We start from the raw sequence: 19,295 nt of genomic DNA, 5'->3' as shown, positions 1-19,295 counted from the left end.
CGCCGCGCGCGAAACGGCCCTCCACAAGCCAGGGAAACACCATGACCGATCAGCCCGCCTTCAAACCGCTCGTCTTTTCCGGAGTCCAGCCAACCGGCAATCTGCATCTCGGCAATTATCTCGGCGCCATCAAGAAATTCGTCGCCCTGCAGGACACCTCCGACTGCATCTACTGCGTCGTCGATCTGCATTCGCTGACCGCACAGCTCGTCTATGAGGATCTTCAGGACCAGACGCGGTCGATCACCGCGGCGTTTCTCGCCTCCGGCATCGACCCAACCAAGCACATCGTCTTCAATCAGTCGCGGGTGATGCAGCACGCCGAGCTTGCCTGGATCTTCAACTGCGTGGCGCGCATCGGTTGGATGAACCGCATGACGCAGTTCAAGGACAAGGCCGGCAAGGACCGCGAGAACGCCTCGCTCGGCCTGCTCGCCTATCCCTCCCTGATGGCCGCCGACATCCTCGTCTACCGCGCCACCCACGTGCCGGTCGGCGACGACCAGAAGCAGCATCTGGAGCTGACCCGCGACATCGCGCAGAAATTCAACAACGACTTTTCGGACCGCATCGCAGCGCTTGGCGTCGGCGTCGAGATGCAGGTCGGCGAAGAGACGGTGAACGGCTATTTCCCGCTGACCGAGCCGGTCATCGGCGGCCCGGCAGCGCGCATCATGTCGCTGCGCGACGGTTCGAAGAAGATGTCGAAATCCGATCCGTCGGACCTGTCGCGCATCAACCTGACTGACGATGCCGACGCCATCTCGAAGAAGATCCGCAAGGCCAAGACCGACCCGGAGGCTTTGCCCGGCGAACTGGACGGCCTTGCCGGCCGGCCGGAAGCGGAGAACCTCGTCGGCATCTATGCCGGCCTCGCCGAAATATCGAAAGAGGCGGTGCTGCAAGAGTTCGGCGGCCAGCAGTTTTCGGTGTTCAAGCCGGCGCTTGCCGATCTCGCCGTGGAAAAGCTGGCGCCGATCGCCGGTGAGATGCGCCGCATCTCCGGCGACCGCGCCTATGTCGACGCGGTGCTGCGGGATGGCGGCGAGCGTGCCGGCACATTGGCCGAAGCGACCATGAAGACCGTGCGCGACATTATCGGCCTGCTGCAAGGCTAATGCATGTCGCGCAAAAGCATGCCCTCGGGCTTGACCCGAGGGTGTGCAGCGGTTTGCGATAACGACATGCATAAAACAAGAACCTGAAGCGCGTCGCTGGTCGAACGCGACGCGCTTCAAGCCGCACCAGCATTGCCACAGCCGCCTGTCGCTTGCGGGCGGGCTGTGGCGGTGGCAGATTGCGACCGAAACCATCGAATAGGGTGAATATGGTCTCCAAACGCCTCAGCCGCGAAGCCGGTCATCGCCGCAAGTTCCTGGCGATCATCGACGACACGCCGGAATGCGAGCGCGCCGTCGCCTACGCCTCGAAGCGGGCGCAAAGCACGGGCGGCGTGCTTGTGCTGCTCTATGTCATCGAGCCGGATGATTTCCAGCACTGGCTGGGCGTCGAGAAGATCATGCGCGAGGAGGCGACCGCCACGGCGCGCGCCGCACTCGACAGCTATGCCAACAAGGTGCGCCAGAAGCTCGGTATCGAGCCGGAACTGGTGGTGCGCGAAGGCAAGCCGACCGAAGAGATCCACAAGCTGATCGAGGAAGACCAGGACATCGCCATCCTGGTGCTGGCGGCAGGCGCCGGCAAGGAAGGACCCGGGCCGCTGGTCGGCGCGGTCGCCGGCAAGGGCGCCGCCTTTCCGATTCCCGTCACGGTGGTGCCGCAGAACCTGTCGGACGAAGAGATCGACAGCCTCGCCTGAGATGCGCTGATATTCAGGTGAGGCCGGCCTGCAATTGGCGGCTTCCTGCGCTTCCGGTGCTCACGTACCAAAAGTACGCTCCGCTCCGGTTCTCGGAACCCACCATTTTCGGCTCGGCCTGACCTGAATCTCAACACATCTCCAAGCGTTTCAGGGCGCTAGCAAAACATTCCGCCAGCCAGCCGTTCCCGGCGATGGCTTTCGCTTGAATGTCGGGCGGATAAAGCCTAATTAGAACTATTCCAAACTAGCTGCCCGAAATGGGCACGGAGACGGCCATGTTCATCCAGACCGAGTCGACGCCAAACCCGGCGACGCTGAAATTCCTGCCCGGCAAGGAAGTGCTGCAAGAAGGCACCGCCGATTTCCGCGATGCCGACAGTGCCGCGACGGCTTCGCCTTTGGCCGGCCGGCTGTTCGAGATTCCCGGCGTCACCGGCGTCTTCTTCGGCTATGATTTCATCACCGTGACCAAGGACGGCCCCGACTGGCAGCATCTGAAGCCGGCTATCCTCGGCGCCATTATGGAGCATTTCATGTCCGGCGCCCCGGTGATGGCCAAGGCCGGCCCCGCCGCCGAGACCAGCCAGACCGGCGAATTCTACGACAAGGCCGACGAGGAGCTGGTCGTCACCATCAAGGAGCTGCTCGACACGCGGGTGCGCCCGGCCGTGGCCCAGGATGGCGGCGACATCACCTTCCGCGGCTTCGAGAACGGCACAGTGTTCCTGCACATGAAGGGCGCCTGCGCCGGCTGCCCGTCATCGACGGCGACGCTGAAGCACGGCATCCAGAACCTGCTCCGGCACTTTGTGCCGGAAGTGCAGCACGTCGAACAGGTCTCCTGACGCGCCGTTCCATTGTCAACATCGATAGACAACAAAAAACCGGGCAAAAGTGCCCGGTTTTCTGTTTGCGACGTCTGTGTGTTGCCTAGACGGTCCGCGTATAAAGCTCTTCTTGTCTGACCATGGTCTTGTCCGAAATCCCACTGATTATGGTCTTACAGAACGATGACCTTGGCGCCGACCGAGGTGCGGTCGTAGAGGTCGATAATGTCCTGGTTCATTAGCCGGATGCAGCCCGACGACATCGCCTTGCCGATCGAATTCCATTCCGGGCTGCCATGCAGGCGGTAGCCCATGTCGCCGCCTTTGTTGAACAGGTACATGGCGCGCGCGCCGAGCGGGTTCTTCAACCCCGGCTCCATGCCGCCGGCGAACTTGGCCAACTCCGGCTGCCGCTTGATCATCTGCGAAGGCGGTGTCCAGGTCGGCCATTCGCGCTTCAGCGCGATACGGGCGGTGCCGTGCCATTCGAAACCCTCACGGCCGACGCCGATGCCGTAGCGCATCGCCTGGCCGTCGCCCATGACGAAGTAGAGAAACTTGTTCTGCGTATCGACGATAATGGTGCCCGGCTTTTCCTTGGTGTCGTAGTCGACGATCTGCCGGCGGTATTTGAACGGCACCTTTTCGATCGGAACGCGCGGCAGGTGATAGCCGGCATCGGTCACCGCGCCGTAATTGTTAGTGAAGATCTGCGAGCCGATGGTGCTGCAACCGGCGACAGCCGTCGACAGCGCCAGGGCCGCGACGATTGCAAGTGACTTCATGCGCATGAAAAGGTCCGATGCCTGCCCAAACAACAGCGGCTCGAGTCGGCCGCTTTTTTCATCTTCATTCATGCTGGCATTTGCTTTGCTTGCCAAGCGGGCGATGCCTATATCCTTGGGCTTGCGTGCTGGTAAACCTGCGACTATGGTATTTCGGCAACAGCCCCCGCAGGATTATGTTGCAAAATCAATGGGCCAAGAACAAGAACCAGGAGACGAGGACATCACCGTGAATGTCGGTGACGCTGCCTGGCGCTCCGGCCTGCGGCCAAGACCATACGTTGCTACGAGGAGATCGGCCTGAGACGCGGCCGCTGCAGGAGATAATCCTGACGGGCCGGGTTCAATAAAGGACGCCGCGAAGCACGGTCCAAGCCAGAAGCCCGAACGTGCCAATCACCACCAATGCGCCAAGGACCGTGCCGATCGTTTCAGGCAGTCCATCGGGGCGACCAGGATCGTCGGCCATTCAACTATCGATCATGACGTAAGCGGCACCAAACACGGCAACGATGATTGCCCCAAGCACCGCCCATCCTCTAACGGCCGAGCGGATTTCCTCCGGCGTCGCTGATTTCCGGACGTCATCTTCCGTCATCTAATGCTCCTCGTAGAATCCGTGGTCGACATTGAAAGCGCAAGCTGCCGGCGCTGCCAAGAGCCGCAGCGGACTCTTTTGCGCAAAAGTTTAGGAACGTGCGCCGTTCGCGAGTAAGCGTTACCTAGCCTTCCACACTCCGCAAAGCGCAGGCGGCGGTCACGATCCCGGTGGGCGATACCGGATCGACTTCGCTTTCCCAAGCGCCTCCATCGTCTCTTCGACACTTAACAGGACGGTGGTCTCGTATGAGCTGAGCGCGCCTCCCGCACCAATGGCGAGCATGACAGAGGCCATCGACACGTTGTCCGGCGCCTCCCACAGGTTCCAGCCATCGTACTCTCCGAAGGCATACCAGAACCCGTGCAGCTTTCCGCCGACCGACTCGATGTAGGAGCGGGCAGCCTCGCGTCTATCCTCGGGATTATCCATCAAGCGCGCCCAGGTTTCGGGCCTGTAGCTGAATCGCGTGAGATACATCGGCATGGTTCGTCTCCTCCCAGAGCTGCCCCCACGAAGACAGTTAAGCGCTCCAATCCGGGAGAACGCGAGTCGTTTCCGAGGCGTAGTACCGCTGGCTTAGTTGCGGGGCCGCTAATAGACCTGTTTCAATTGCCTTTCCCAAGGGGAGTAAGGTCAATGGCCGCATATCTCATTGCTGATGTAGATATAACCGACGCCGCCGTTTTCGAGGAATACCGCCGGGATGTGCCGGCAACCGAAGCCCGCTATGGGGGGAGGTACATCGCTCGCGGCGGGGCCACCAAAGTTCTGGAAGGCGATTGGGAACCTCATCGCCTCGTCATCGTGGAATTCCCGGACATGGCTTCCCTCCTGGCATGGTACGACTCTCCAGAATACGGCCGCCTCAAAGCCATCCGCGAACGCTGCGCAAAGACGAGAATTATTGCTCTGGAGGGCTTGATGCCGGTTAGTTAAGGCCGGGCTTGCCAGTCGGATAAATCACCCTGAAAAAGGCGACTATATTTGACAGACCCAAATCGATAAGGTAGAAAGATTCCAGTCACTTAGGAATTTTCGCCATGTCCGTTTTGTCCCGCCCCTACTTCCACGACGAAGCCGCCGCTTTCGAGCATGTCGAGGCGATGCTTTGGCCGCAGGGTCCGGTCTGCCATCACTGCGGCTCGATGGAAAAGCACTACGCATTGAAGGGCGGTCACACCAAGGCTTCGAAGAAGAACCCGAACGGCATCGAAATTCACGGCCTCTACAAGTGCAGCGATTGCCGCAAGAAGTTCACCGTCCGCATGGGCACGATCTTTGAGGAAAGCCATTTGCCCCTGCACAAGTGGTTGCAGGCCATCCACCTCATGTGTTCTTCAAAGAAGGGTATCAGCGCTCACCAGATGCACCGCGTCTTGGAAGTCACCTACAAGACCGCATGGTTTCTCTGCCATCGCATTCGTGAGGCCATGCACTCCGGCGACTTCTCGCCCATGGGCGGCAATGGCAAGACCGTCGAAGTTGACGAGACGTATATCGGCCGTCTGGCTGGAACCCCTGTGAAGCCGGGCGGCGGCGCTCACAAGAACACTGTCGTTACGCTGGTCGAACGCGGCGGTCGCGCCCGTTCCTTCCATGTCGATACCGCCCGCATTGGCACGATCATGCCTATCGTCCGCGCCAGCATCGCGAAGGAAAGCGCGTTGATGACGGACGAGGCCGGCGTATACCGTCGCGTCGGCATGGAATTCGCCTCGCATGAATTCGTAACGCATTCCAAGGACGAATACGTTCGCGGCATCGTCCACACCAACACCGTTGAAGGCTATTATTCGATCTTCAAGCGCGGCATGAAGGGCGTCTACCAGCATTGCGCTGAACACCATCTGCACCGCTATCTGGCCGAATTCGATTTTCGCTATTCGAACCGTTCGGCCATGGGGATTGAGGACAACGTTCGTTCGCTGCTGGCGCTCAAAGGCTTCAAGGGTCGTCGCCTCACATACCGCAGACCTGCTGCAATCTAAGCACCAGCACTATCGCCGCCCGGTCCAATTGACGTTCCCTTTCTGGCGGCACAAGCAGCGCAAGAAAAAGCCGGGAGCCTGATTGGCGTCCCGGCGAATTGGGTTGATCGGACAAGCGGAGCGGCTACGCCGCCGACGCCCAGTTAGCGGCTACGGAAATGGCCGCAGACCGATTCGGTGCGACCAAAGCGAAAGCGCTGGTAGGGGTTCACCCACACCATAGCATCACCTCTTTCAAGGGAGGGGCCTTGAAAAGAGGCGGCAGAAGTGCGATTCTCTCAGTTGGAATAGGGAGAGGACCGCAGAGGCTACCACCTCTTTCCGGTTGCTTGACCACCACGAAGGCCGATTTCCGTTAGCGCGGGATCGGCCTTCTTCGTTAGTCTCCCGCAGTCAGCCGGTGGTCGGGCGCTGGGGCTGCATAGATCTGGTCATAGCCGCTCCGTCTTTTCGATTCGTTTCAGAATATGCCAAAAGCGCGTTATAGGCAACGGTCCGCCGCGTAATTCGTCTTTATCTGGATAAACCTTGATTTTTTCCGCGCGCGCAGATAAATCTCCGCCAGTCATTCTAATTGGAGATTCGCCATGGCGCGCGTCCGCAGCCCGAACTATCCCGCTCTAAGCCTGCCAGCAGCCATAGACCGCATTCGTGTTGTCCAGGGGCTGGAAGGCCGCAATGCGGTCGCTAGAGAGGTCGTTGCTAAACACCTTGGGTTTGGTGGACTCAACGGCGCGTCCGCTACCATGCTGTCGGCCCTAGCAAAATATGGGCTTTTGGAGCAAGTCGGCGACGGCGAAGCGAAGGTCAGCGAACTCGCAATGACTATATTGTTTCCGCATGATCAGAATGAACGGCTCCAAGCGGTACGGAAAGCGGCGTTCCGTCCCGCGCTGTTCGCCAAGCTGCTGGAGAAATGGCCAGACCGTCCGCCAACGGACGACAGTCTGCGATCTTACCTGCTCCGAGAAGGTTTCTCGTCAACGGCGGCAGAGCAAGTTATCCAATTTTATCGAGAAACATTAGAAATTGCACTGCCTCGCCAACCGGAGCATGATTCGTCTAGGACACCCCCGCTCAAGGAGGATCAGATGACGCCAGCCGCCCCCCCGCCCAACCAGTTGACGGCGATGCCACCGGCCATGGTGGCCGGCAAGCCCTTTACGATTGGCTTTGATGGAACCATGCTAACTGGTACGATTGCCATCACGTCAGTTCGAGACATCGACCGGCTAATGAATGTCCTACGGGCACAGAAAGCCGCGTTCGAGGCCATGCAAGAATTTGAGGATGACCATGGCCTTGGCGTGGTGAAGGGGGATGATGAAGAAACCTATCCTTAAGCCAGACAAGTCTCAGGTCGACAAGTTTAAGGAAGCAGCGCGCGAACTGGAAACGGACCAGTCAGAGGAAGCCTTTGACCGCGTGTTGAAGAAGGTGGCGAAGGCGGCGCATCCTAAGGATGACAAGGCGCCGCCGCTGCCTGAAAAGAAGTCCAAGACATCAAAATAATTGACCGAAACGGGGACGAAACGATTTGCAAAGGACAGCGAATTCAGCCAAGATTCGCTTGCTAAAAAAAGACCCCGCAGAAGCGGGGCCAGTTGGCACTAAGAGGAGATTACCGTCTTAGTAGGACGGAAGACTCCTGCAATGCTCGCGGACGAACTCAAGTCGTCCAAAACGTACACGCACGTAGAAGGTGACGTGTACGGCCTTCGGCCAAGAACATGCGATCATGTTCGTGTCCTCCGCCGGGATGGTCCCCGGTTAACCGGAACGCGGGATTGCGCCCCGCCCGTTATCAGGGCGTGGTCCCGTGGTCGGTCTGGAGTTAGACCAAATCAAACGTTAAGTGATTCGAATGCGCCCGACGACTCCAAGAACCCGCCGCGCCCGATTTTCACAGGGCAATTCCCCTACGGCTGGGTGTAGCGTTCGACTCGCTTGCAAGGACGACGGGAGATCACCATCTAAAGGTTAATAGCGAACAAGCTGGAAACGTCGGTTCAAGTCCGACGGGCCCCGACCAATCGGGGTTTCGTCTAGGGATTAGGACGCCACACTTGATAAACGCCGCTCCCTTCCGGTCGAGCGTTTTCGTATTTTCTGTAAAAAGCGAACGAACCCCCAGCGCGACTTACGAATTGTGAATTAGCTTCTTGACCTGTTGACGGTCTTCCGGCGACCACTGTTCCGGGTCTTCCCCGTGAGCGAGCGCGCCGTGAAGTTCGACATGCTTCATTACTTCCGCCTCGGTCGCTGCCGTGAATACCGCTGGACAGGCTTCATTTCCGGGATAGTCCTTGCACCGATATGAGTAGGCCATGGCTTCAGCCTCCCGTGTTTTCGGCAGAATAGCACGCAATGGCCTGAATTCCGAACGCCGGGTCTGTCAAATATATAATCGCCCTGAAAAAAACGGGTTCAAACCGTGAACAAAATCTGGCATGGTGCTGCCATGCCGATCATCTCGCCGATTCCCCTCAACCCGCTCATCGACGGCCGCCAGTCCGAGCGCGCCATGCTGGTCAGGCGTGGCGTGCAGCGTCTGCTCAAGGACATGGGCGCGCATGTCTTGCCCGAACTGTCGCTGGCGACCGGGCGCCGCGCCGATCTCGTGGCGCTGACCCGCCAGGGCGACATCTGGATCATCGAGATCAAATCCTCGATCGAGGATTTCAGGGTCGACCGTAAATGGCCGGACTACCGGCTGCATTCCGACCGCTTGTTCTTCGCCACCCATCCCGGCGTACCCCAGGAAATCTTTCCGGAAGAGTGCGGCTTCATTCTCTCCGACGGCTATGGTGCCGAGATTTTGCGCGATGCGCCCGAGCACCGCATGGCGGCGGCGACGCGCAAGGCGCTGATGCTGCGGATCGCGCGCGCCGGTGCCGCGCGGCTGCTGGCTGCGGAGCTTGCTGGTGTGTCGGTGCCGGCGCTGGAGGGTGAGAGCGAGTAGGGGGCCTCCCTAGTAATGTCGCGCTGCCCCTCATCCGGCTGCCGCCACCTTCTCCCCGTAAGTGACGGGGAGAAGGGAGATGGCCGGACTGCTATTCCACGATGCGGTAGATGTTCCACAGGCTGGTGTCCGACACGACGTAGGGCTCCATCTCCTTGCCGCATTTGGCGTGCGCGTCGATCGTGGCGATCCTGGCGAAGAACGCCTCTAACTGGGCGAAACCTTCGACCTGGTGACTCGACCGTCGGTTCGCGCCGATCGATCCGGCCATGATCTGGACCTGAGGTCGTCCAGACCGACCTGCGAGCCGATCTCGTGTTGCCGTTTCTTCAACAAAGCGCGGTCTGCTTGTGGCCGAACTTGGCGTCGATCTGCCATCTGGCACTGAACATCGCCGCCGCCTCATTCGTCCCATGCCTGCACGACGGTCTGCCGCGCGATCTGGCCGTTCTTCAGCTCCAGCATCGCCGCGCAGAACACTTTGGTCCCGTCCGGATAGGCGCAGGCCTGGGTGAAGGCGAGATTGTTGCCGTCGGCGATGGTGGTGTCGACCTTGTGGGTCATCGCGCGGCTGCAGATGTCGTCCCAGAACGTGCTGATTGCCGCGCGCCCGCGGATTTCGCGCGGCTTGCTCGGCGGGTTGTTGCGGTCGATCACCCGCACCAATGCGTCGTCGGCATAGAAGCTCGCCAGCAATTTTCCATCACGGCCCTCGATCGCCTTCTTGATCGCCGCGCCGTCTACCGCCTGTGTCTTGGTCAGCATTTTGTCCTCCATGGGCCCGTCTTGACGATCGGGCGGTTGCTTGATCAGCCGCTGCCCGGCGCTCGCGCCGGGCAGCGGTTTTTCACTGCGACTTTGCCTTGACGGCCGCGAACACCTCATCGGACTGCTTCTTGAAGGTGGCGAGATCGACCTGGCTGCCGTTGAGCATCGTCGACCAGTGGCGCACGATCGCGGCCATCGCCACCGCCTCCTTGATTTCCTCGTCGCTGGCGCCATTGAGCTTGGCCGCCTGCGTGTGGAAATAGATGCAGTATTGGCAGGGGATCTGCGAGGCGACGGCGAGGCCCATCAATTCCTTGGTCTTGCCGTCGAGAGCGGTGTTCGGGTTGAGCTGCACGCCCTTGATCTCGGCCCAGGCGCCGGCGACAGCGACGTCCGGCAGCGTCTTGAACATGTCCGGCACCGAGCCGAGCGTTGCCTGGATGTCCTTGTAGGCGGCCGTCGCCGAGGCGTCCTCGGCCTTGGCAGGAACTATCGCCAGCAGCGCGCCAACGCCTGCCGCCAGCACCAGCGATTTGAGTGTCGACTTCAGCATTTTATTTCTCCCTTCGCAGCGCCTTTCCCGGCGATATCCGCCTGGCCTGCATGGGACGAAGTGATAGCGCTCAGGCATGCCCAGCCGCTTCGCCCGAAAGCGCCATGGCTGCTATGGCCCGTGCGGGCCAGCGTGCCGGGCCGAGAACGCCGCTGCCGCCGCCCGCGACGGCAGGTCCAGCTTGAGCAGAATATTGGCGACGTGGCGCTTGACCGTGTGTTCGCTCAGCCCGAGTTCGGCGGCGATCGCGGCATTGCTCTTGCCGTCGGCAATGAGGTTCACCACCTCGCTTTCGCGCGCCGTCAGTGCGGCCGGCTCGGCAGCCTTGGCCTTCGGCCGGAAGGTCGGCTCCAGATGCTGTTCCGAGGTCGCCTGCACCAGCGCCAGCGGCTCATCCAGCTCGTCAAGTGCGATGCGCCCGGCGTCATTGAAATGAAGGCCTGAACCGGCAGCGAGGTCGGCGACCAGCCGCGATGCGAGGATGTCGCCGCGCCCGGCATGCGCGGCAAGCTGCATCGTCACGCGCGCAATCAATCCCGTTGGCGGCCCACGCAACTCGACCTCGCCGACATGCACGCCCTGCGCGTTGGCGACGCCGATTTCCTGCGCCGCATCGCGCAGCGCCGCCGCGCAGCGTACGGCCCGCGCCGGGCCGTCGAAGCGCGCCATCATCAGCTCGCCATGCGTGCCGGCCGGGCGGCCGCCATGGCGCCCAACCAGCAGGCGCCATGTTTCCTGAAAACGCTGGCTGCGCTCGCTCCACATGCGGTCGCCAAGCCGCGCCGTGTCGTAAATCCGGGTGACCAGAAGTGCTGCCAGCACTCGTTCCACCTCGGCAACGGCGCGCGCTCCGGTCAGGAATTCCTCGATCACATCAGCCACCCGGTCGACATCGCCGGTCCAGATCGGGTGGTCGCGCCCCGGTACCTCGACCAATCGCGAATTCGGGATATTCCTAGCCAGGAAGCGGCTGGCCTCCGGGTCGACGCGTGCATCGTTTCGGCGGTGGACCAGCAGCGTCGGTGCGCTGATCGCCGCCAGCACGCCGCGCACGTCGATTGCTGCATTCATGCGGGCAAGGGCGATAGCCGCCGTCGGGCTCGCCGACAGCCGCTCGAAGCGCGCCCACCATGTGGCGAAACGCGGATCGTCGACGCGACCAGGCGCGAAATGCGGCAGGGTGGCGCCGGTGCCCCATGCGGTCTCCGCCGTCGCGATGAAGGCCTCGAGGCGTTCCGGCGGCATCACCCATTTGTGGAAATGCGCATAGCCGCCATAAAGCGCCAGCGCCCGCGTCCGCTCCGGGTAGGTGGCGGCGAACAGCATTGCCATCGGCGCGCCTTCCGAAGCGCCGAGCAAGGCGGCGCGGCCGCTGCCGGTCGCATCCATCACGGCGCGCACATCGTCCATGCGGGTTTCGAGGCTGGGCAGGTGGTGGACATCGACGCGGTCGGACAGGCCGGTCCCGCGCTTGTCGAACAGGATCAGCCGTGAGAACGCGGAAAGCCGCTTCAACAGCCGGCTGTAGCCCTCGTCTTCCCAGTGCAGGTCGAGATTGGAAATGAAACCCGGCACGAAGACGAGATCGAGCGATCCCTGGCCGACCACCTGATAGGCGATCCGCACGTCGCCACTGAGCGCGTATCGAGTTTCGATCGGCCTCACGAATTGTCCGCCCGACCCGACGATTTCTTATCGCCGGATCATAGCAGAGCCGCGCAGCTTGCGGCAGATGAAACTTTAGCGCGAGTGAATGTGGGCGCGCGACGCCTACTTCTGTGACGCGGCGGTCTCGGTGCTCGCTCCGCCGACGCTAAAACCTGCGCCCTCCGGCGCGCCCGGCCGCTTGATGTGTGGCGCGGCCGCGACGACAAGCTCGTTGAAACCTTCGCCGCCGCTGTCAAGCATCTCGAACAATTGCCGGCGCATTCTCGGCTCCCAGAACTTGTTGATGTGCTCGGCGACGCCGGCAATGCCTTGCTCGCGCGGCTTGGAGTGGAAAAAGGCGGCGATCTGGTTGGCCATGCGAACCAGCTTTTCGCTGGTGCTCATGAGATGGCCTTCGTCATGCGACATGCTTGGCAACTCCGGAAACCACGCGGTCAGGATGGGTGAAAATATCGAAATCATCGCCGCGCACCAGCGCCACCAGCGTCATGCCGGCGTCGTCCGCGGTGCGGATGGCAAGTGCGGTCGGCGCCGAGACGGCGATGATGACGGCAGCACCGATTGCCGCCGTCTTCTGCACCATCTCGACCGAAACGCGCGAGGTGACGACGACGGCACCGCTGGCACCGTCGATACCGGCCCTGGCCAGCGCGCCGGCCAGCTTGTCCAGCGCATTGTGGCGGCCGACATCCTCGCGCGCCATGACGACGCCCTTGTCGGGAACGTAAAAACCGGCGGCGTGGACGGCACCAGTTTCGGCGTGCAGCGGCTGCACCTTCGACAGCAGCTTGACCGAACGGACGATGTCGTTGCCCTGAAGCGTAAGTGTTGACGCACCGACCGAGTTTACCGAGCGCATCGCCTCCTCGATCGATTCGATGCCGCACAACCCGCAGCCGACCGGGCCGGCCAGCCGTCTGCGCCGCGCTTCGAAGCGGGTGTTGGCCTGGTCCTTCAGCCGGATCTGGATGTCGATGCCGGCGCCGTGATCCTCGACCTCGATGGCTTCGATTTCGTCCGGCGAGGCAATAATGCCTTCGGTCAGCGAGAAGCCGAGCGCGAAATCCTCGAAATCGGCCGGGCTTGCCATCATCACCGCATGCGTGGTGCCGGCAAAGGAGAACGCCACCGGCGTCTCTTCCGGCACCATCCGGTTGGCGGCCGCGGTGCCGCCCGCGCGGCGCGCCAGCCGCGAGATCTGCGCAATGGCTTTGCGGCGCGCGGTCAAGGACTACTCCGCCGCTTGCAACTTCGTGATGCGGCGGCTTTGCTTTGCCTGCTCGTCATAGTCGCGCTGCCATTCCGACGGGCCGTTGGACGCGCCCACCTGCACCGCGGTCACCTTGTATTCCGGGCAGTTGGTCGCCCAGTCGGAGAAGTCGGTGGTGATGACGTTGGCCTGGGTGTCGGGATGGTGGAAGGTCGTATAGACGACGCCTGGCGACACCCGCTCGGTGATCAGCGCGCGCAGCGTCGTCTCGCCGGAGCGGCTGGTCAGCCGCACCCAGTCGCCGTCGCGCAGGCCGCGATTTTCGGCGTCGTGCGGATGGATCTCCAGCCGGTCCTCGCTATGCCAGACCACGTTCTCGGTACGCCGGGTCTGCGCGCCGACATTGTATTGCGACAGGATGCGGCCGGTGGTCAGCAGCAGCGGGAAGCGCGGCCCGGTCTTCTCATCGGTCGCGACGTATTCGGTGCGGATGAACTTGCCTTTGCCGCGCACGAAGCCACCAATATGCATGATCGGCGTGCCCTCCGGCGACTTCTCGTTGCAGGGCCACTGCACCGAGCCCACTCTGTCGAGGAGGTCGAAGGAAACGCCGGCGAAGCTCGGCGTCGTCTTGGCGATCTCGTCCATGATCTGCGACGGATGCGTGTAGGTCCAGCCGAGGCCGAGCGCCTTGGCGAGCTCCTGCGTCGTTTCCCAGTCGGCATAGCCGCATTTCGGCTCCATCACCTTGCGCACCATGTTGATGCGGCGCTCGGCATTGGTGAAGGTGCCGTCCTTCTCAAGGAAGGTCGAGCCCGGCAGGAAGACATGCGCGTAATTGGCCGTCTCGTTGAGGAAGAGATCGTGCACGACCACGCATTCCATCGCCGCCAGTCCGGCGGCGACATGCTTGGTGTCGGGGTCCGACTGCAGGATATCCTCGCCCTGCACATAGAGCCCCTTGAACGAACCGTCGACGGCTGCGTCCAGCATATTGGGGATGCGCAGGCCGGGCTCGTCGTCGAGCTTGACGCCCCACAGGCTCTCATAGATCGCGCGCACCGCGTCGCCTGAAATGTGGCGATAACCGGGAAGCTCGTGCGGGAACGAGCCCATATCGCAAGAGCCCTGCACATTGTTCTGGCCGCGCAGCGGGTTCACGCCGACGCCCGGCCGGCCGATATTGCCGGTCGCCATGGCGAGGTTGGCAATGGCGATGACAGTGGTCGAGCCTTGGCTGTGCTCGGTCACGCCGAGGCCGTAATAGATCGCGCCGTTGCCGCCGCGGGCGTAGAGCCGGGCCGCGCCGCGTATGTCGTCGGGATCGACATTGGCAAGCTGGCCGACGACCTCCGGGCTGTTTTCCGGCAGTGCCACGAACGACGCCCAGTCCTGGAACTCGTCCCAGTCGCAGCGCTCGCGGATGAAGGCCTCATCGAACAGGCCTTCGGTGACGATCACATGGGCAAGTGCCGTCAGCATGGCGACGTTGGTGCCCGGCTTCAGCGGTAGATGGTACTGAGCCTCGACATGGGCCGAGCGCACGATATCGGTGCGGCGCGGATCGAGCACGATCAGCTTGGCGCCCTGTCGCATGCGCTTTTTCATGCGCGAAGCGAACACCGGATGCGCATCGGTCGGATTGGCGCCGATCAGCAGGATGACGTCCGTCTGCTCGATCGAATCGAAGTCCTGCGTGCCGGCTGAGGTGCCGAAGGTCTGGCCGAGACCATAGCCGGTCGGCGAATGGCAGACCCGGGCGCAGGTGTCGACATTGTTGTTGCGGAAGCCCTGCCGGACAAGCTTCTGGACGAGGTAGGTCTCCTCATTGGTGCAGCGCGAGGAGGTGATGCCGCCGATCGAGGTGCGGCCGTACTGGTATTGGATGCGGCGGAATTCATTCGCCGTGTGGGTGAGCGCCTCTTCCCACGACACTTCGCGCCACGGATCACTGACCCGCTCGCGGATCATCGGCTTCAGGATCCGGTCCTTGTGCGTCGCATAGCCATAGGCGAAGCGGCCCTTGACGCAGGAGTGGCCGTGGTTGGCCTTGCCTGCCTTGTAGGGCATCATGCGGATGACCTCGTCGCCCTTGACCTCGGCCTTGAACGAGCAGCCGACGCCGCAATAGGCGCAGGTGGTGACGGTCGAGCGCTCGGGCAGGCCTTTCGCCAGCACGGCCTTCTCCCTCAGCGCATCGGTCGGGCAGGCCTGCACGCAGGCCCCGCACGACACGCACTCGGAATCGACGAACGCCTCGTGCATGCCGGCCGAGACCCTGGATTCGAAGCCGCGGCCCTCGATGGTCAGCGCGAACGTGCCCTGTACCTCCTCGCAGGCGCGCACGCAGCGCGAGCAGACGATGCATTGCGCCGGATCGTAGGTGAAATAGGGGTTGGATTCATCGCGGGCGATATAGTCGATGGTCAGCGAGCCATGGCCGGGCGCCACGCCGTTTTCCTGCTTGACGTGGTTGCGCCCGTCCACGCCATAGCGGTTCTCGGTCAGGCCGACCGTCCTGACGACCTTGTCGAACTCGCTGGCGCCGGTGCCGGCCTTTTCGCCCCACGCCACCGGGTGGTCAGACACGTAGAGTTCCATCACGCCGCGGCGAATGGCGTTCAGCCGGTCGCTCTGTGTGTGCACGACCATGCCCTCGCCGACCGGCGTCGTGCACGAGGCTGGCGTGCCGCCGCGCCCGTCGATCTCGACGAGGCAGACCCGGCAGGAGCCAAACGAATCCAGCATGTCGGTCGCGCACAGCTTCGGGATTTCAACGCCCGCTTCCATCGAAGCGCGCATGATCGAGGTACCCGCCGGCACCGTCACCGACTTGCCGTCGACTGTCAGCGTTACCTGCTGTTCGGCTTCGGAGGCGGGTGTGCCGTAGTCGATTTCCTGGACCAGCGATTTGATGTCGAATGCCGCGTTCATGCCTGTCCGCTCCTATTCCGCTGCTTCGGCGACCGGCGTCGGCCGAAAGTCGTCCGGGAAATGGTTGAGTGCACTCATCACTGGATATGGGGTGAAGCCGCCGAGAGCGCAAAGCGAGCCGAACTTCATCGTGTTGCAAAGGTCGGTGACCAGTGCGATCTGCTTTTCCGGTTCGATGTTCTGGGCGAGCCGGTCCAGCACCTCGACGCCGCGCGTCGAGCCGATGCGGCACGGCGTGCACTTGCCGCAGCTTTCGATAGCGCAGAATTCCATGGCAAAGCGTGCCTGCTTCAGCATGTCGGCGCTGTCGTCGAAAACGACGATGCCGGCATGGCCGATCAGCCCGTCCTTGGCAGCAAACGCTTCGTAGTCGAATGGCGTGTCGAACAGGGCGCGCGGGAAATAGGCGCCGAGCGGGCCACCCACTTGCACAGCCTTGACCGGACGCCCGGTCGCCGTGCCGCCGCCGATATCGTCAACGATCTCACCCAGCGTCATGCCGAACGCCCCCTCGTAAAGACCGGGATATTTGACGTTGCCGGCAATCTGGATCGGGATGGTGCCGCGCGAACGGCCCATGCCGAAATCCTTGTAGAAGGCGGCGCCCTTGTCCATGATCACCGGCACCGAGGCCAGCGAGATGACGTTGTTGATCACCGTCGGCTTGCCGAACAGGCCCTTGTGCGCCGGCAGTGGCGGTTTGGCCCGCACCTGTCCGCGCTTGCCTTCGAGGCTGTCGAGCAGCGCCGTCTCCTCGCCGCAAACATAGGCGCCGGCGCCGACGCGGACTTCCATGTCGAATGAATTGGCCGAGCCGAGCACATTGACGCCGAGCACGCCGGCCTTGCGGGCGATCTCGACGGCCTTCTGCATCACCGCCACCGCATGCGGATATTCGGAGCGGATATAGATGAACCCCTTCGTCGCACCGGTGGCGATGCCGGCGATCGCCATGCCTTCGATCAGCACGAAAGGGTCGCCTTCCATGATCATGCGGTCGGCGAACGTGCCGGAATCGCCTTCATCGGCATTGCAGACGATGTATTTGCGCTCGGCCGACGTATCGAGCACCGTCTTCCATTTGATGCCGGTCGGGAAGCCGGCGCCGCCACGACCGCGCAGCCCGGACTCGGTCACCTGCTTGACGATGTCGGCCGGCGTCATCGCCACTGCATTCTGCAGGCCGTTCAGCCCGCCATGCGCCTTGTAGTGATCGAGCGACAGCGGATCGGTGACGCCGCAGCGCGCAAAGGTCAGCCGCGTCTGCCTGGCCAGGAATGGGATCTTGTCGGGAGCGCCGAGCCAGCGCTTGTGGTGACCGCCCGTGAGGAAGCCGCAGTCGAACAGGCTTTTGACGTCGGATGGCTTCACCGGCCCATAGGCGACACGGCCATTGGCCGTTGCCACCTCGACCATCGGCTCGAGGAAATAGGCACCGCGCGAGCCGTTACGAACGATCTTGGCCTCGATGCCGCGCTCGACCAATTCCGCCCGAACCGCCTTGGCAACCTTTTCCGCACCCAGCGCCAGCGCGCCGGAATCGCCGGGAATATAGATACGCGGGATCATGAGCGCACCTCGGCAACGATTTCATTGAGCTTTTCGTCGTCGAGCCGCCCGATCACCTCGCCGTCCAGCATCGCCGACGGCGAGCAGGCGCAAAGGCCGAGGCAATAGACCGGCTCCAGCGTCACCGAACCGTCGCGGGTTGTCTCGTGGAAGCCTATGCCCAGCAATGATTTGAGCCTGGCGGCAATCGCATCCGAACCCATCGACTGGCAGGCTTCCGCCTGGCAGAGCTTCAGCACATGCCGGCCGGCCGGCTGGCTGCGATAATCGTGATAGAAGGTGACGACGCCATGCACCTCGGCCCTGGAGATGTTCAGCGCCTCGGCGATGACCGGCAGCGCATGCTGCGGCACATAGCCGAACTCTTCCTGTATGCCGTGCAGGATCGGCAACAGCGGGCCTTCGAGGCCTTTCAGCTCGTGGATGATCGCCGCGGTGCGCGATGCGATCTCGGTACTTGCAGGCTGCATCGTCATGCAGCGCCCTCCCTGGTCGTGGCGGTCTTCCGCTAAGTGCTTAGGAAATCAGAGGAAACCCGCTAAATCAATAAAGCCGATCCGTTGCTCGATAGAAATTTTCTATCGTTCGCGATCACCAGCATTGTCTAGCCTAGCGACGGGTGCGGAAATCGTCCGCCAGCGCCATTGCCTCGTCCAACAGCGCCGAGACCAGCGGCGTGTGCGGTTCGCGCGGCGCCGCCACCAGCCCGACGGTGTGGCTGGCATCCGGCTCGACGATCGGGATAGCCCGGATCGGCTCGGAAAAGCCGAACGTTTCCGCAAGGTTAAGCGGCATGATGGACGACCATTTGCCGGTGCGGATATGCGAGAACAGCACGATCATCGAGTTGGATTCCAATGTCGGCCGCACCTGCACGCCGGCTTCGGCCAGATGCTGGTCGATGATGCGGCGGTTCTGCATGTCCGGCGTCAGCAGGCAGAGCGGCAGCTGACTGAGCTCGGCCCATGTCACTTTGTCGCGGTCGAAATACGGGTTCCCGACGGCGGTGATCAGCTGATAGCGCTCGTCGTAGAGCGGCACGCTGGTGACGCGTCCGAGCGGCTCGTTGTCGAGATAGGTAATGCCGGCGTCGATATCGAAATTGCCGAGCAGCGACAGCACCTCGATCGAGGTCCGCGACAGCACCGAGAAGGTGACGCCGGGGTGTTTTGCCCGAAACGGCGTCGTCAATCGCGCCACCATGGCCAGTGCCGTCGGGATCGCCGCGATGCGGATACGCCCTGACAGGCCGTGACGCGCCGCCCGCATCTCCTCGCGCATGGTCCTGCTATCGCCGACGATGCGGCGCGCCCACACCAGCACCTGTTTGCCTTCCGGCGTCAGCCCCTGGAAGCGCGAGCCGCGCAGCACCAGCATCACGCCGAGCTGGCCCTCCAGCTGCTTGATGCCGGCCGAAAGTGTCGGCTGGGTGACGCCGCATACTTCGGCCGCCCGGCCGAAATGCTCTTCCTTGGCAAGTGCTATGAAGAATTCCAGCTTGTCGATCATGCCGTCGGGAGCCTGTCACGGACGATATGTCCTGTCGTAGCGCGCAAGGTCGTGGAAATCGCCTTCGGCCGCAAGCCGCCTGTGTAAATCGTCCGCATC

At 62.4% G+C, this 19,295-nt stretch carries 23 protein-coding genes; 8 read left to right on the top strand and 15 right to left on the bottom strand.

All coding sequences use genetic code 11. The features are described from left to right. Positions 1-41: 41 nt before the first annotated feature. The 3 genes from trpS to NKH17_RS02870 all read left to right on the top strand — a co-directional run bounded on the left by trpS (position 42) and on the right by NKH17_RS02870 (position 2,667). Entirely contained in the window at positions 42-1,118 is a 1,077-nt protein-coding gene (trpS, locus tag NKH17_RS02880) for a tryptophan--tRNA ligase (protein ID WP_352897383.1), read from the top strand. Between the two features lie 209 nt (positions 1,119-1,327). Further along, positions 1,328-1,819 carry a universal stress protein gene (locus NKH17_RS02875; RefSeq protein WP_023717912.1) on the top strand — a complete coding sequence of 164 codons (492 nt, stop codon included), beginning with the start codon at positions 1,328-1,330 and terminating at the stop codon, positions 1,817-1,819. 278 nt (positions 1,820-2,097) lie between these two features. Further along, on the top strand, positions 2,098-2,667 hold the full coding sequence (locus NKH17_RS02870) for a NifU family protein (protein ID WP_023676386.1): 570 nt from the start codon (positions 2,098-2,100) through the stop codon (positions 2,665-2,667). Positions 2,668-2,822: 155 nt separating this feature from the next. On the opposite strand, the gene NKH17_RS02865 is transcribed toward NKH17_RS02870, so the two are convergent. The 4 genes from NKH17_RS02865 to NKH17_RS02850 form a co-directional block, all read right to left on the bottom strand. Further along, a complete protein-coding gene (locus tag NKH17_RS02865) occupies positions 2,823-3,440 on the bottom strand; it encodes a L,D-transpeptidase (protein WP_254816165.1) in 618 nt (205 codons plus the stop codon). Positions 3,441-3,777: 337 nt separating this feature from the next. Further along, positions 3,778-3,903, bottom strand: coding sequence for a hypothetical protein (locus tag NKH17_RS02860; protein ID WP_352476056.1), 126 nt, complete (start codon positions 3,901-3,903; stop codon positions 3,778-3,780). After that, the gene (locus tag NKH17_RS02855) at positions 3,904-4,032 is read right to left on the bottom strand and encodes a hypothetical protein (RefSeq protein WP_352702424.1); all 129 of its coding nucleotides are present in this window, start codon (positions 4,030-4,032) and stop codon (positions 3,904-3,906) included. Positions 4,033-4,191: 159 nt separating this feature from the next. Continuing rightward, positions 4,192-4,518 (bottom strand): GYD domain-containing protein, encoded by a 327-nt coding sequence (locus NKH17_RS02850; RefSeq protein WP_352476054.1) that lies wholly within the window; start codon positions 4,516-4,518, stop codon positions 4,192-4,194. 153 nt (positions 4,519-4,671) lie between these two features. Between NKH17_RS02850 and NKH17_RS02845 the strand changes: the two genes are divergently transcribed. From NKH17_RS02845 to NKH17_RS02830, 4 genes are all read left to right on the top strand, one after another. Continuing rightward, positions 4,672-4,971: a DUF1330 domain-containing protein gene (locus NKH17_RS02845; protein ID WP_352476053.1), complete on the top strand. Its 300-nt coding sequence runs from the start codon at positions 4,672-4,674 to the stop codon at positions 4,969-4,971. 104 nt (positions 4,972-5,075) lie between these two features. Then, a complete protein-coding gene (locus NKH17_RS02840; RefSeq protein ID WP_352897381.1) occupies positions 5,076-6,023 on the top strand; it encodes an IS1595 family transposase in 948 nt (315 codons plus the stop codon). A gap of 587 nt (positions 6,024-6,610) precedes the next feature. Further along, positions 6,611-7,366, top strand: a complete 756-nt coding sequence (locus tag NKH17_RS02835) for a hypothetical protein (RefSeq protein ID WP_352897379.1) — start codon at positions 6,611-6,613, stop codon at positions 7,364-7,366. Further along, the gene (locus NKH17_RS02830) at positions 7,344-7,535 is read left to right on the top strand and encodes a hypothetical protein (RefSeq protein WP_352970051.1); all 192 of its coding nucleotides are present in this window, start codon (positions 7,344-7,346) and stop codon (positions 7,533-7,535) included. The genes NKH17_RS02835 and NKH17_RS02830 overlap by 23 nt, the downstream gene beginning before the upstream one ends. A 628-nt stretch (positions 7,536-8,163) precedes the next feature. On the opposite strand, the gene NKH17_RS02825 is transcribed toward NKH17_RS02830, so the two are convergent. Further along, positions 8,164-8,352, bottom strand: a complete 189-nt coding sequence (locus tag NKH17_RS02825; RefSeq protein ID WP_352897376.1) for a DUF1059 domain-containing protein — start codon at positions 8,350-8,352, stop codon at positions 8,164-8,166. A gap of 132 nt (positions 8,353-8,484) precedes the next feature. Between NKH17_RS02825 and NKH17_RS02820 the strand changes: the two genes are divergently transcribed. Continuing rightward, positions 8,485-8,985, top strand: coding sequence for an MmcB family DNA repair protein (locus NKH17_RS02820; protein ID WP_254816394.1), 501 nt, complete (start codon positions 8,485-8,487; stop codon positions 8,983-8,985). Between the two features lie 91 nt (positions 8,986-9,076). On the opposite strand, the gene NKH17_RS02815 is transcribed toward NKH17_RS02820, so the two are convergent. The 10 genes from NKH17_RS02815 to NKH17_RS02770 form a co-directional block, all read right to left on the bottom strand. Continuing rightward, entirely contained in the window at positions 9,077-9,256 is a 180-nt protein-coding gene (locus NKH17_RS02815; protein ID WP_352897374.1) for a hypothetical protein, read from the bottom strand. 131 nt (positions 9,257-9,387) lie between these two features. After that, the gene (locus tag NKH17_RS02810) at positions 9,388-9,750 is read right to left on the bottom strand and encodes a nuclear transport factor 2 family protein (RefSeq protein ID WP_352702422.1); all 363 of its coding nucleotides are present in this window, start codon (positions 9,748-9,750) and stop codon (positions 9,388-9,390) included. An 82-nt stretch (positions 9,751-9,832) separates the two neighbouring features. After that, on the bottom strand, positions 9,833-10,306 hold the full coding sequence (locus NKH17_RS02805; RefSeq protein WP_352448517.1) for a carboxymuconolactone decarboxylase family protein: 474 nt from the start codon (positions 10,304-10,306) through the stop codon (positions 9,833-9,835). A 111-nt stretch (positions 10,307-10,417) separates the two neighbouring features. Next, positions 10,418-11,971: an alpha/beta fold hydrolase gene (locus NKH17_RS02800; RefSeq protein WP_352897372.1), complete on the bottom strand. Its 1,554-nt coding sequence runs from the start codon at positions 11,969-11,971 to the stop codon at positions 10,418-10,420. 105 nt (positions 11,972-12,076) lie between these two features. Then, positions 12,077-12,382, bottom strand: a complete 306-nt coding sequence (locus NKH17_RS02795) for a formate dehydrogenase subunit delta (RefSeq protein ID WP_352895724.1) — start codon at positions 12,380-12,382, stop codon at positions 12,077-12,079. After that, positions 12,372-13,202 carry a formate dehydrogenase accessory sulfurtransferase FdhD gene (gene fdhD / locus NKH17_RS02790; protein WP_352897370.1) on the bottom strand — a complete coding sequence of 277 codons (831 nt, stop codon included), beginning with the start codon at positions 13,200-13,202 and terminating at the stop codon, positions 12,372-12,374. Before fdhD ends, NKH17_RS02795 begins: the two co-directional genes overlap by 11 nt. A gap of 3 nt (positions 13,203-13,205) precedes the next feature. Continuing rightward, complete coding sequence (gene fdhF / locus NKH17_RS02785; RefSeq protein WP_352897368.1) at positions 13,206-16,118, bottom strand: formate dehydrogenase subunit alpha; 2,913 nt, start codon at positions 16,116-16,118, stop codon at positions 13,206-13,208. A 12-nt stretch (positions 16,119-16,130) separates the two neighbouring features. Then, entirely contained in the window at positions 16,131-17,687 is a 1,557-nt protein-coding gene (locus NKH17_RS02780) for a formate dehydrogenase beta subunit (RefSeq protein ID WP_352897366.1), read from the bottom strand. Beyond that, on the bottom strand, positions 17,684-18,163 hold the full coding sequence (locus NKH17_RS02775; RefSeq protein WP_352897364.1) for a formate dehydrogenase subunit gamma: 480 nt from the start codon (positions 18,161-18,163) through the stop codon (positions 17,684-17,686). Before NKH17_RS02775 ends, NKH17_RS02780 begins: the two co-directional genes overlap by 4 nt. Positions 18,164-18,296: 133 nt before the next feature. After that, positions 18,297-19,196 carry a LysR family transcriptional regulator gene (locus tag NKH17_RS02770; RefSeq protein ID WP_254816176.1) on the bottom strand — a complete coding sequence of 300 codons (900 nt, stop codon included), beginning with the start codon at positions 19,194-19,196 and terminating at the stop codon, positions 18,297-18,299. Positions 19,197-19,295 lie beyond the last annotated feature (99 nt).

Source organism: Mesorhizobium sp. M1334 (genome assembly GCF_040317995.1).
Lineage (GTDB): Bacteria > Pseudomonadota > Alphaproteobacteria > Rhizobiales > Rhizobiaceae > Mesorhizobium.
The sequence above is the reverse complement of the archived record's forward strand: the minus strand, read 5'-3'. Positions and strand labels throughout refer to the sequence as shown.